Genomic DNA, 12951 nt, shown 5'->3' with positions numbered 1-12951 from the left:
AAATTAATCCCTATCTATTGGCGATGTTTGTACATGCTTTTTCCATTCACTTAAATACATTTTCTCTGCTTTAGGTAGTCCAACAGGTAATTGTGCAATGAATTCTAAACTATTTCCATCAGGATCGTTAAAATATACGGAGGCGTGTGCTAATTCTGGAAAAACGATTGGCTCAATTGGCTCCATTCCAAAGTCTTTTCGCGCTGGAATTCCTTTCTGTTTGAGCCAGTGTATTGCGTTTTCTAAATCGTGTAAGCTTACTTGGAAAGCGATATGTCGTAAGGATGGATGATAATTGACTTTGTATTCTTTTCCTTCCCAAAGACCAATCCAACTTTCATTTTCTACAATCCAAAAGAAGGCGATATCGTTGTCTCTTTTATATAATTTTAACCCCAGTGATTCATAAAAAGGTATCGAAATTTCTAAATTACAGACAGGTAAATGTGCTTCATAAAGACCTTTAATCATTATAATCCTCCTTAGTAAAAATGTTTCTTATTCCATAGTAAACGATTTCTTGTTAGTTGAAATCACAAAAAAGATGGACATAAATTCATACGAAAGTATGAAAAAACAGCTCAAATATGAGCTGTTTTTGTATAGTTTTTAGTTAACATATTTCATTCATTTAGAGTTTAGCGAAAAGGATACGTATTATATTTAAAACCCTCCGCCGCCACCCCAACAGCTACATCCGATAATGATTAGAAGGATGAATAGCACGATGAGTAAAGCAAATCCACCGCCGAAACCAGCGCAACTACCACCAAAGCTCATGTTTTTTCCTCCTTTTTAGGAAATTAATCTATATAACTAATGGATTACTTTATAAGATATGTTTTTATTTAGAAAAGGAGCAAGTCTTACTTCTAATTAGACAAGAGCCTGTGATCGGATTTAAATGTGATATTTACTTTGTTTCATAGCGCTTTTTTAAAAATGGTAAAACAATATGGAAGTGTATACTAGGTGAATGTATTGCAAATGAAAGGGGTATGTAACTTACAATTACATTAAAATTTCTTTTCATAAATATAAAATTTGTAAAAAAAGCCATTTTTTTATTTTTTTACGAGTGGAAATGTACTATAATTTTACAAGTAATATTATGGGAAAAGGGAGTTTTAGTATAGAGATGGAGATGGGACAATTACACAATAAAATAGAACACAAAAAGAAAGAGTTAATTCAACTTGTTGCTAGGCATGGATTAGATCATGATAAAGTTTTGTTATTTAGTCGAGATTTAGATATACTAATTAATAAGTTTATGGATGTAAAAGAAATAGTATATAAGTGATTAATCTTTTTTTTTATATTAGGATTATTTATTTGTAAAGGAGAGAAAAGTTATGGAACACTTACAAGAAGAGTTGTATAAACAAATAAAAGAAGAAAAAGGTGCAGTTACTATATTCTTAAAGAGCGGAGTAAGAATAGTAGGGGAAGTAGTTGGAGTAGATAGATTTACAGTATTAATGTTAGTAGATGGAAAACAACAACTTATTTATAAGCAAGCAATATCAACAATTATGAAATAAGACACTCAAAATGAGTGTCTTATTTCATAATTAAATGGTTACTGTTTGCATGCTTCAACGTCAATACCAGCAGCGAGTAATTTTTTTTCTCCATCTTGTTCAATGATTTTTTGTAATTTAGATAAGAAAGAGTCAAAATCTGTATGTTTACCAACTTGGAAAGTCATTTTATGCTCAATTGGTAGCCAAGTATCAATATCAGCTTCGTTATGCTGAATTTTTACTTCAAGTTTATCAAGTGCGTTAGCAACTTTTGCTTCATACGTTTCTTTCGCTTCAAATTCCATCCATAAATCGTATAATTCTTCACCAAGAGGACCTTTTAATGTACGTTTAATATTTAAAATGGCCTCTAGCTCATTTTTCTGTTTTTGCAATTGTAATTCACGGCTATTCATCGTGTCGAAGGCGGGGATGTCACCAGCTTCTGCTTCAACAAGGTCGTGAATAATAACCATTTTAAGTAACTTTTCTATATTTACTTTTTGATCCAAATAAGGCTCAACTAAGATCGCCATTAATGACATACGCCACGTATGTTCAGCAACACTTTCTTGACGTCCGTTAGAAAGCCAACTATGTCGCATTTCATATTTTAGTTTTTCTGCTAATGCAATAACTTGCAAAATGTTATGTTCCATCGTAATCCTCCTCATATTTCCATACTATAATTCTAATATGGAAATGAAATGTGTCAATTTTATGAGTATATTGCGATAAATAGATGATAGTCGTATAATGGTTGTTATATATGAAAACGCATTATTAAAATAAAAAAATGTTTTAAAAAAACAAAAAGGAAGGGTAGGAATATGGGAGACGAAAATCAAGTATTAGTTAGGCCACAAAGGAAAAAGAGAAAGTTTGATATTTCTAGCCCATTTGGCATTGTAATAGGTTTCGTCATTGTAATTGCGGCGATCATGCTTGGCGGTGGTGGAATAAAAGCTTTTAAAAATTTCTTAGATGTTCCATCTATTTTAATTGTTATAGGGGGAACAACAGCGACAATTATTGTGGCATATAGATTTGGAGAAATAAAAAAATATACGAAAAATATTTTTACTGTTTTACATAGAAGAGAGGAAAATCTAGAACAGTTAACGGATTTGTTCGTTGATTTTTCAAAGAAGTCTAAAAAACATGGTTTACTCTCGTTAGAAGTTGCTGGAGGGCAAGTAGACAATCCTTTTATTCAAAAGGGGATTCGTTTAATGTTAAGTGGATATGATGAAGCAGAATTAAAAGAAGTATTAATGAAAGATGTTGAAACAGAAGTATATGAGTTAAGAAAAGGAGCAACATTATTAGATAAGATTGGTGATTTCGCTCCAGCGTGGGGTATGATAGGAACTTTAATTGGTCTTATTATTATGCTTCAAAACTTGCAAGATACATCGCAAATTGGTACAGGGATGGCAGTTGCTATGTTGACGACATTGTATGGATCTGTTATTGCAAACATGATTGCAATACCGTTATCTGAAAAAGTGTATCGTGGCATTGAAGATTTGTATACAGAGAAGAAGTTTGTAATAGAAGCAATCACAGAGCTTTACCGAGGACAAATTCCTTCTAAGTTAAAGTTAAAACTTGATACATACGTATATGAAACGAAGATAAAAAAAGAAAAACGAGCAGCCTAATATTTCAAGGGGTGGTATGGTGATGATACAACGACCGCAAAAAGGATCGCCTCGTTGGATGACGACTTTTACTGATTTAACGATGTTGTTATTGACTTTTTTTGTACTATTAGTTGCTACATCAAAACAAGATACAGTAAAATTATCGAAGATGCTTGAAAAGTTTAGTGATGCAGAACAAGTGGATGCGAAAGTAATGGAAGGTACAATACCAGATATTTCACATGAAAAAAATGATGAAAAAGCAGTTTCAAAAAAACGAATGGATGAATTGTATAAAAAGTTAAAAGCATATGTAGATAATAATGGTGTTAGTCAAGTGAATGTATATCGAGAAGATACAGGTGTTAGCATCGTTATAGTAGATAACTTAATATTCGATACAGGTGATGCGAATGTTAAGCCGGAAGCAAAGGAAGTAATTAGTCAATTAGTAGGGTTCTTTCAATCGGTACCAAACCCAATTGTTGTAGAAGGACATACAGATAGTAGACCGATTCATAATGAAAAATTTCCTTCCAACTGGGAATTATCTTCAGCACGAGCAGCTAATATGATTCACCACTTAATTGAAGTGTATAATGTAGATGATAAACGATTAGCAGCGGTAGGATATGCGGACACAAAACCAGTAGCATCAAATGATTCACCGCAAAATTGGGAGAAAAACCGGCGCGTTGTAATATATATTAAAGAATAATATATTTCTATTTTATTAATAAAATAATAAAAATACAGAAATTCTTTTAAAAAAATATTAAATTTTCTCGTTTTATTTTGTATAATGAGTGAGAATGATAAGGTGAAATATTAAGATATATTTATACATAAAAGGAGAGAACCGAAAAGAATGGCACATAAAATTTTAGTTGTAGACGATGCAATGTTTATGCGAACAATGATTAAAAACTTATTAAAAAGTAATTCTGAATTTGAAGTTATCGGTGAAGCAGAGAATGGGGTAGAAGCGATTCAAAAGTATAAAGAACTTCAACCTGATATTGTAACACTAGATATTACTATGCCAGAAATGGACGGACTTGAAGCATTAAAAGAAATTATGAAAATTGATTCGAGTGCAAAGGTTGTTATTTGTTCTGCAATGGGACAACAAGGTATGGTATTAGATGCAATTAAAGGCGGGGCAAAAGACTTTATTGTAAAGCCATTCCAAGCCGATCGTGTTATCGAAGCTTTAACAAAAGTAGCAAATAGCTAATATAGAAGGGGTGCCACAAAGAATCAAATCAATGATAGCGGATAGACGTGTGGCCCCCTTTTTTCTCGTTATAAAACACTAAATTGTTATACATAAATGAAATGTTTGTTAGACAGGTAGGGGATTAAAATGCAAACAGATCTATTAAATATATTTTTTGAAGAAGCAGAAGAACATTTACAGTCGCTAAATGAAAATGTGCTAAATTTAGAACAGAATCCTGCCGATATGGGTGTTGTAGGGGAAATATTCCGCTCAGCTCATACATTTAAAGGTATGTCTGCGAGTATGGAATTTGCGGAAATGGCAGATTTAACTCATAAGATGGAAAATGTTTTAGACGAAATCCGTCATGGAAATATGATGGTGAATGCTAATATTATTGATGTTATTTTTGAGTGCATTGATAATTTAGAAAAGATGGTTGCAGATGTGCAGCAGGGCGGAATGGGTAATATTGATGTTGTATCTACAAAGCATAAATTAGAAGCATTATTAAATGGGAATGTAGAAGCTTCTATGGAACAAGTAGAGCAAAGTAGTATAAACAATGATGATACAGTTTCACATGAAGTATATATAACCGTCGAACAACAAGCCATTTTAAAAGCAGTACGTGCCATTATGTGTATTGAAGCATTACAAAATGTAGGGGATATACAAAAAACGGTTCCAAGCATTGAAGAAATCGAAGCGGATGCTTTTGGATTTGAGTTTACAGTATATATGGATACTGATCGTAGTGTTGAAGAATTGAAACAGGTGGTGCTTCACGTTTCTGAAATTGAGAAAGTAGAAGTGAAGCAAAGAAATATAGCTGAAGAAGGAATCGTACAATCTATTGCAGCAACGCAGCTGGATCCATCTCTAGAGGCACGAACTCCAACAGCTAGTACTACACCGGCTAAAAGTACTACAAAAACGAAAAATGCTAAAGTAGAGAATCGTTCTATTCGTGTTCAGTTAGAAAAAATCGAAAGATTAATGAATATGTTTGAAGAAAGTGTAATTGAGCGTGGACGAATTGATGAATTAGCAGAAACGATTCAAAATAAAGAGTTAATCGAGCATTTAAATAGATTAGGGGATATTTCAAAAGATATCCAAAATGTATTGTTAAATATGCGTATGGTACCGATTGAAACGGTCTTCAATCGTTTTCCGCGTATGGTACGTATGTTAGCGAAAGATTTAGGTAAAAAAATCGATTTACAAATTAAAGGTGAAGATACTGAAGTTGATAAAATTGTTATTGACGAAATTGGTGATCCACTCGTTCATTTAATTCGTAATGCAATTGATCATGGTATTGAAACTGTCGAAAACCGACGTGATGCCGGGAAAAATGAGACAGGTACTATTAAATTAGAGGCGTTTCATAGTGGAAATCATGTCGTAATTCAAATTACTGATGATGGAAATGGTATTCATAAAGGAAAAGTATTAGAAAAAGCGATAAAAAATGGTGTTGTAACGGAATCAGAGGCAAATAAATTAACGGATCGTGAAGTGTTTGATCTTATCTTCCAACCGGGATTTAGTACAGCGGAAGTTGTATCTGACCTTTCTGGACGTGGGGTTGGATTAGATGTTGTTAAACATACGATTCATAGTTTAGGTGGGCATTTAATTATTGATTCTGAAGAAGGAAAAGGAAGTACATTCAGAATTGAACTTCCTTTAACATTGTCTATTATTCAATCAATGCTTGTTCAAACAAATGATAAGCGTTATGCCTTGCCTCTTGGCAATATTGCTGAAGCCATTCGAATTAAGAAAGAAGACATACAATCGTTACAAGGGAAAGACGTTTTAAACTATCGCAATCAAATTATTGAAGTGAAACATTTAAGTACTGTATTTGGTGAAAAAACAGTAGATGAGGCGTTCGCATCATATGATAGTCAAATGGTTCCTGTATTAATTGTTCGTAATACACATCGTAGCTATGGACTTATCGTAAACACAATTATCGGTCAAAGAGAAATAGTTTTAAAGTCATTAGGTGATTTCTTTGCAGAGAGCTCTAACTATTTCTCTGGTGCGACAATTCTCGGTGATGGACGAGTGGTCCTCATTTTAAACCCAGAAGGTTTATAATAGGAATGAAGGAAGCTCCCCACTTGTATACAATTGGGGAGCTTTTTGGGTAGAACTAATAATATAAGTATATGAAAACCATCGTTTACACATATTGTGGAAATAAATACATGTTCACAATTCGGATGATAAGTTTGGTAAAATATAACGAGTGTAATAGAGAGTTTAAATCATTTGATAGAAAAACAAAAATGAGGAGGCAGGAAAAATGCCTGAGCAACACACAAAAGGGGATACTGGCACAATTGTGCTAGAAAAAGAAAATGAACATTTAACGCCTCAAGAATGCGATATTCTTGGTGAGATTGCTAATATATCATTTGGTTCAGCTTCGACTGTATTATCAACAATTTTAAATAGGCAAGTAAGTATTACTGCTCCTCAAGTAGAATTGGTAGATTTATATGATACAAGTGATGTTGAAATTCCACATGTTGTATTAAATATCCATTTCACAAAAGGATTAGATATGGAAAATCTTCTTGTCTTAAAGCAAGATGTTGCTTTATCTATTGCTGATTTAATGATGATGGGAACAGGTGAAGTTGAAGAGGGAAAAGAGCTTGGTGAATTAGAGCTAAGTGCAGTACAAGAAGCTATGAATCAAATGATGGGATTCGCAGCAACATCTATGTCAGAATTCTTCCAAGATACGGTAGACATGTCTCCGCCAACAATTAAAGTTGTGCAACTTACAGAAGAGATGGAGAAGATTTCTGGTATTAATGGGAATAATATGGTTGTTAAAGTATCGTTTGAATTAAAAATAGATAATCTTGTGAATTCTCAGCTTGTACAGGTTGTTTCAGTTGAACATGCGAAGCGAATGATAAATAAATTGTTACAATTATCTGGTGGTGTGGAAGAAGAAATAGATGAGCAGGCGGAAGTGCAGGAAACTGAGATTGTAGAAGAGCATGTAGAAAAAGAGCAATTAACACAAGAAGAGAAAGATGTGCTTGGTGAAATTGCGAATATTTCAATCGGTTCGGCTTCAACAGTACTATCGACGCTTTTAAATCAGCCTGTCACTATTAGTACACCAAATGTAGAGGCGATTAATGTTCGTCATTATGAAGGAGTACCGGTTCCGTTTGTTATTTTAAATGTCGATTTTGTTGAAGGACTAAAAAATGAGAATGTATTCGTATTTACGAAAGATGTTGCTTTAACAATGGTAGATTTAATGATGATGGGAACAGGTGAAATTGATCCGGAGAAAGAGCTAAGTGAATTAGAGTTAAGTGGCATTAAAGAAATTATGAACCAAATGATGGGGCATGCTGCAACAGCGATGTCAGAAATGTTTAAAGAAAAAATGGATATGACACCACCAGACGTTAAATTTGTTTCTTTAAAAGAAGAAATGGAATATTTGGGAGAGTCGATGGCAGTTGACGAACTCGTTCAAATTACTTTTAATCTTGAAATTGGTGATCTCCTTCAATCAAAGATGTATCAAATACTACCGATATCAGAAGCGAAAGAAATGGTTAGAAGACTTCTATATCCGATGGTGGAAGAGCAAGAAGAAATAGTTGAGGAAGTTGTTGAAGAGGAAGAAATTCCTGCACCAGTCGTACAGCCAATTGAATATAAAGAAGTCAAGCAAGTTGAGCCAGTATATATGGATGCATCTATTCTACAAAATGTAGAAATGAATGTTAAATTTGTATTTGGAAGTACAGTGAGAACAATTCAAGATATTTTAAGTCTACAAGAAAATGAAGCGGTCGTACTTGATGAAGATATTGATGAACCGATTCAAATTTATGTGAACGATGTATTAGTGGCGTATGGAGAACTTGTAAATGTAGATGGATTTTTCGGAGTAAAAGTGACGAAATCGCTATAAGGCGTCAAAATAGGAGTTTGAACAAATAGATGAAAAACGTAAAGTTTTTTCTAGTTAGTTGGCTATTCTTACATATATGTATATTTTTACCATTACAAGGGCAGGCAGAAGAAAAAAGTGTACAAGATCAAAATATAAGCGAAGTGAATGACCAAGAGGGAAAAAATAAAGAAGTTCAGGAACAGCCGGAACAAGTGGAAATGCCCCCGGTTGAAGATGAAAAAAAAGCAGTAGAAAATGAGCAAGGGAAAGAACAAAAAGAAGAAAGAACGATAGAAACAGACCGAGGGGTTATTACAGTTAATAAGCAGGAGCTAAAGGTTGGCGAAGAAGTGTGGATTGCTGTAGAACCAAATGAAAAAAACATTCAAAGTGTAAAAGGCATATTACAATTACAAAAAAATGGTGAGCAGTACAGACAAGAGAGAATAATATCTTTTGAGTATGAAGAAGAAACGAAGCGATGGATCGCTAATTATAAGGCCGGAATATATGATTTACAAGGTGATTGGAACCTTAGGCTCGTTGAAAGCTATAAAGAAGATGAGAAGGAAGAAGTAATAGAGAACGAATTAAATGTCCCGCTCATTCGTATAAACAATGAAGCACCAACTATAGATAAAGAATTGCCAAAGTTAGAGAAAGTTAGTATTGATGAGGCAAAAGGGAACTTAATTGAACGGAAAAAGGGAGAATCCGTTCATATACGAGTACAAACGGTAGATATAGAATCGGTTGTTAAAGAAGTGCGCGTTATATTAAAAGGAAAAGAAGACGGTAACGATATTACTTTTTTATTAGACTATAATAAACACGACATGGATTGGCAGAAAATATTTGAAATAACAGAAGCTTTACCTGTTGGGCCGCATCAACTTATTGTGGAAGTAACAGATGGGGCAGGTAACAAACTTGTGACAGAGAGTGAATATATCGTTTCTATCATCGAACAAAAAGTGAAAGATGATGAAAAGATAGAAGAGCAAGAGAATCAAATTGAAGTAGAAGATAAGAAAGAAATTGAGAAGCAGGAAGATCCGAAAATAGAGATTCCGCTTCCAGAAGAAAAACTTCCAGTTGTTCAAATTCCAAAGCAAGAAGAGAAAGTGAACTCTTATATAAAAGAGCCGTTGAAAGAAAAAGAGGAAATCAACTACGTTATAAAAGAGTCGTTAACAGACAACAAGGAAGTAAATAATATGAAGGTTCATAAAGAGAAAAAAAACGAAAATGACAATCAAGTCGTTTCTAAAAAGAAAGAAAAAATAGAAGAACAACAAGAAAAGAAAGAGAAAAAAAGTGAGCAGGGAGTACAAGCTTCTAATGTGTTTGCTGTTATGTCAGGATTATTCGTACTGTTTTTAGTTTTAAAGAGTAATAAAGAATGGGGCTAATAATTTGATAGTAGTGGAGGCACTTAAATGGAAATTAAACGTACGACAATTGAAAATAAGACGCTACAACCATTAAAACAGCCTGCAGCTATTTCAGAACATGAAATTCAGAAAGAACGAAAGCGGAGTAACCTTGTGTTTACTGGGCAGCCCAAAATCATTTCGAAAAACAATGAAATAGGGATTTTGCTTGCAAGTTTAGGTGATGGAAAGACTGTAAAAGAAATGCTTTCTAAGGATATGGATACGGTGTTGCAGTTGTTTTCAAAGTTACATATGTTGTCCGAGGAAGGAAAGCAATCGGACAACATATATGAACAAATTGTTAGAAGTTTACAAGGGATTATTAAGCAAGCGTATATAAAAGATATTCCGTTACTCGATGGGACGTATGATTTCGCTGAAGTACAGCTTTCATTCGGGCGAAAAGTACATATTTCTTTACTTGACGTAAGTGCTCTCATTTCTAGAGTGGAAAGTGATTCTTCAGAAGGAAATATAAATTTAATGATAACGGTTATTACAGCTTACATGACGAAATTGTCTAATGAAACAATTTTAATTAGCGGTACAGATCGTATTTCTAAAGAACGTGATGTGAGCGTGTGGAGAGCACTTGCAGAAATGAATATGACGCAATTATCTCATGCGTTGAAACATACGATTCAAGAGCATAAATGGTCTGTTACGGCTCTATTTCTCTTCATATGGGTTATAGGTATCATATTGATTCGTATTATATAATAAAAAAAGGTCGTCATTTCAATTATGACGACCTTTTTTTATACTTTTTCGTAAAAGAATGTATCAAAGCGCTGAAGATTGTAGCGTTCAGGTGTTAAAATTTGTTCGGTGCTACCAACGAATAGTACGCCGCCCTTTCGTAATGAACGACTAAACTTTTCATAGAGCTTTACTCTTGCTTCTTCTGTAAAGTAAATCATTACATTACGACAAATGATTAAATCGTAATTTGTATCGAATGACTGCATTAATAAATCATGTTGTTTGAATGTGACTTGTTGTTTAATGTTTTGGTGCAATATATATGTATCATCTTCTTTTGTGAAATGACGCTGTTTCAAATCATTAGGTAATTCTTTTAAAGAGCGTTCTGTATATTGACCGCGTTTTGCAGTTTCTAAAATATGGTAATCGAGATCTGTTGCTTGGATTTCAAAGCGAAATGGAGCTAGATGCTTCGATAAGATTAAAGAGAGTGTATACGGCTCTTCACCAGCAGCACAAGCGGCACTCCACACTTTTAATTTACCATTATTTTGTTCAAGTAGCTTAGGTAGAGCTTTCGTCTCTAACGTTTGCCAGCGATCTTTATTTCTGAAAAATTCTGATACGTTAATTGTAATATAGTCAATAAAACTTAAAAATAACGTTTGATCAGTACGTAAATGATTTGAAAAGTTTGTGTAATTTTCAAAACCTTTTCTCGAAATGAAAGCATCGATTCTTCGGCGCATTCTATCTTGTTTATAGGAAGCAATATCCATATTAAATTGTTGTTTAAAACTCGTGATAAAATAATCATAATCTTGTTCAGTTTTCATATTTACAATAGGCACAATAACGATATTGTGCCTCCCCCTTTACATCATACGAATTTTTTGTTCAAAGCTTTTTTTCATCTGCTTTTCATGTAAGCCTGGTAAATCATAAATAACAGCATCAATTCCTGCTTCTTTTGCAACGTCAACGGGAATGACAGACGTATGTTTATCTCCGTTATAAAAACAGAGAACTAAATCGGTATCTTCGACAATTTGCTTTACAAAAAACATATAATCTGATCGATAAATGGAGTCGGAAGGATGATCAAAAGCAATATACTCGGCTCCGTGTTTTTTTAAGTAATCAACGACTTCTTGAAATTCGTCTGTTAATACTTGTAACGGTTGTAGTGTGTAAAGACATAAATTTTGAGCAAGTCTTTCGTTTTCAATGAAGAAACGAAGAACCTCATTTTCAATAGATTTATAACATAATATGTAAATTTTATGTTTGTGAGCATAGTCAATTAAAAATTTTTTTATTTCTTCCTGATCTAATGCTGTTAATTGATTTGAACCACAAAGAAAAATATTCATAGATTTGTGCCACCTCATGCTAAATTGTAACATATCTTCTATAAAAAATAACTGCAAAATATCATTACACAGAGTATAATTATAAATAACTAGATTTTACGATTGAGTTTAGAAAGAAATAAAAAAATAAATAGGTGATATATATGCTGCGTTCTATCTCGCATAATCCAATTTTATCGCATATACCGCCTGCTACTCAAATGCCGAAAGAAGCAAATGTCAGGACAGGACTTGCTTTTTCGGATAATTTGCATGCAGATCCGAAAAAAGATAAATTGTTAGAACAAATGGAAGCACTTGTTGATAACATTGGAGAAATTAAAGAGAAAATCGAATTAGAGTTAACGCTCGATAATGTTATGGAATACAAAAATACTGTAAAATCATTTTTGAATTTTTACGTTGATAATGTATTGCAGTATAAAGATGTTATGTCTCGTCATCCGCGTTACGGATATTCACAGAAAATGACGATTGTAAAACAAGCTGAAATGGGATTAACTGAGTTGGAAGATGTTATGAATTTAATTAATACGAAAACAGGGCATTTAGAAATGTTAAATCAAATTGGAGAAATTCATGGTTTGATTGTAAATTTAGTCTTGTAAAAGGAAGGAAGCTATATGTACATACAATTATATGAAAAGCTCGTTATTATTCAAAAGGCATATGAAAATATTCAAACGCTTGGCGAACAAATATATGAGAATTTAAAACATAAAAATGTAAATGCAGTTCAAAAGCTGCAAGTAGAGCAATTGCAATACATAGAAGGTGTAAAAGGATTATCTCGCTCTTTTGAGGAGATGGTTGTTCAATTTTGTGAAGAAAAGAAAGTCGAACCATTGCGTATGCGTTCATTATTTTCGTATTTTTCTCAGGAAGAAATTGAAAAAATGGAAGAATTACAAAAAAACTTAAATGAATTAGAAGAAAATGTAAAAATGATTCTTTTGAAAAATCAATATTACTTAAACGTACTATTAAAAACTACAGAAAGTATTGTGGATTCCGTTTCTGAATACAATTTGGAGAAAAACAATAATTCGCAAATCTTTATGAATGAACTATTGTAAAGGAGAAGTGAAGAA

General features: G+C 33.1%; 16 protein-coding genes. 11 read left to right on the top strand and 5 right to left on the bottom strand.

Features of this window, described 5'->3' with window-relative positions; all coding sequences use genetic code 11:
• Positions 1–3: 3 nt before the first annotated feature.
• Positions 4–471, bottom strand: a complete 468-nt coding sequence (locus MKX77_RS16030; RefSeq protein ID WP_033730498.1) for a VOC family protein — start codon at positions 469–471, stop codon at positions 4–6.
• A gap of 192 nt (positions 472–663) precedes the next feature.
• The gene (locus MKX77_RS16025; RefSeq protein ID WP_000007805.1) at positions 664–780 is read right to left on the bottom strand and encodes a YjcZ family sporulation protein; all 117 of its coding nucleotides are present in this window, start codon (positions 778–780) and stop codon (positions 664–666) included.
• A gap of 304 nt (positions 781–1084) precedes the next feature.
• Between MKX77_RS16025 and MKX77_RS16020 the strand changes: the two genes are divergently transcribed.
• Together MKX77_RS16020 and hfq are read left to right on the top strand one after the other, a co-directional pair.
• Positions 1085–1303, top strand: coding sequence for an aspartyl-phosphate phosphatase Spo0E family protein (locus tag MKX77_RS16020; protein WP_341307210.1), 219 nt, complete (start codon positions 1085–1087; stop codon positions 1301–1303).
• Positions 1304–1355: 52 nt separating this feature from the next.
• Positions 1356–1544, top strand: a complete 189-nt coding sequence (hfq, locus tag MKX77_RS16015; RefSeq protein WP_000400656.1) for an RNA chaperone Hfq — start codon at positions 1356–1358, stop codon at positions 1542–1544.
• A gap of 38 nt (positions 1545–1582) precedes the next feature.
• On the opposite strand, the gene MKX77_RS16010 is transcribed toward hfq, so the two are convergent.
• Positions 1583–2185, bottom strand: coding sequence for an HD domain-containing protein (locus MKX77_RS16010; RefSeq protein ID WP_107887784.1), 603 nt, complete (start codon positions 2183–2185; stop codon positions 1583–1585).
• Between the two features lie 171 nt (positions 2186–2356).
• Between MKX77_RS16010 and MKX77_RS16005 the strand changes: the two genes are divergently transcribed.
• The 7 genes from MKX77_RS16005 to MKX77_RS15975 all read left to right on the top strand — a co-directional run bounded on the left by MKX77_RS16005 (position 2357) and on the right by MKX77_RS15975 (position 10502).
• Positions 2357–3190: a MotA/TolQ/ExbB proton channel family protein gene (locus MKX77_RS16005; protein WP_341307209.1), complete on the top strand. Its 834-nt coding sequence runs from the start codon at positions 2357–2359 to the stop codon at positions 3188–3190.
• Positions 3191–3212: 22 nt separating this feature from the next.
• Positions 3213–3890, top strand: coding sequence for an OmpA family protein (locus MKX77_RS16000; protein ID WP_341307208.1), 678 nt, complete (start codon positions 3213–3215; stop codon positions 3888–3890).
• Positions 3891–4040: 150 nt separating this feature from the next.
• Entirely contained in the window at positions 4041–4409 is a 369-nt protein-coding gene (locus MKX77_RS15995) for a response regulator (protein WP_000940577.1), read from the top strand.
• A 129-nt stretch (positions 4410–4538) separates the two neighbouring features.
• The gene (locus MKX77_RS15990) at positions 4539–6509 is read left to right on the top strand and encodes a chemotaxis protein CheA (protein WP_341307207.1); all 1971 of its coding nucleotides are present in this window, start codon (positions 4539–4541) and stop codon (positions 6507–6509) included.
• Between the two features lie 208 nt (positions 6510–6717).
• Positions 6718–8364, top strand: a complete 1647-nt coding sequence (locus MKX77_RS15985; RefSeq protein WP_341307206.1) for a flagellar motor switch protein — start codon at positions 6718–6720, stop codon at positions 8362–8364.
• Between the two features lie 29 nt (positions 8365–8393).
• Positions 8394–9758: a transglycosylase gene (locus MKX77_RS15980; protein ID WP_341307205.1), complete on the top strand. Its 1365-nt coding sequence runs from the start codon at positions 8394–8396 to the stop codon at positions 9756–9758.
• Positions 9759–9785: 27 nt separating this feature from the next.
• Positions 9786–10502, top strand: a complete 717-nt coding sequence (locus tag MKX77_RS15975) for a hypothetical protein (RefSeq protein WP_341307204.1) — start codon at positions 9786–9788, stop codon at positions 10500–10502.
• A 38-nt stretch (positions 10503–10540) separates the two neighbouring features.
• On the opposite strand, the gene MKX77_RS15970 is transcribed toward MKX77_RS15975, so the two are convergent.
• Complete coding sequence (locus MKX77_RS15970) at positions 10541–11323, bottom strand: CheR family methyltransferase (protein WP_142344638.1); 783 nt, start codon at positions 11321–11323, stop codon at positions 10541–10543.
• Positions 11324–11362: 39 nt separating this feature from the next.
• Complete coding sequence (locus MKX77_RS15965) at positions 11363–11860, bottom strand: flagellar motor switch protein FliG (RefSeq protein ID WP_002030924.1); 498 nt, start codon at positions 11858–11860, stop codon at positions 11363–11365.
• A gap of 143 nt (positions 11861–12003) precedes the next feature.
• Here MKX77_RS15965 and MKX77_RS15960 point away from each other — a divergent pair, with 143 nt between their 5' ends.
• The gene (locus MKX77_RS15960; protein ID WP_002086502.1) at positions 12004–12468 is read left to right on the top strand and encodes a YaaR family protein; all 465 of its coding nucleotides are present in this window, start codon (positions 12004–12006) and stop codon (positions 12466–12468) included.
• A 15-nt stretch (positions 12469–12483) separates the two neighbouring features.
• Positions 12484–12936, top strand: a complete 453-nt coding sequence (locus tag MKX77_RS15955; RefSeq protein ID WP_215555846.1) for a hypothetical protein — start codon at positions 12484–12486, stop codon at positions 12934–12936.
• Positions 12937–12951 lie beyond the last annotated feature (15 nt).

Origin of the sequence: Bacillus sp. FSL R9-9410, from assembly GCF_038050385.1 — a bacterium.
In the GTDB taxonomy this organism is placed as follows: domain Bacteria; phylum Bacillota; class Bacilli; order Bacillales; family Bacillaceae_G; genus Bacillus_A; species Bacillus_A cereus_U.
Note: the sequence above shows the minus strand (reverse complement) of the source record. Positions and strands in the feature narration are given on the sequence as shown.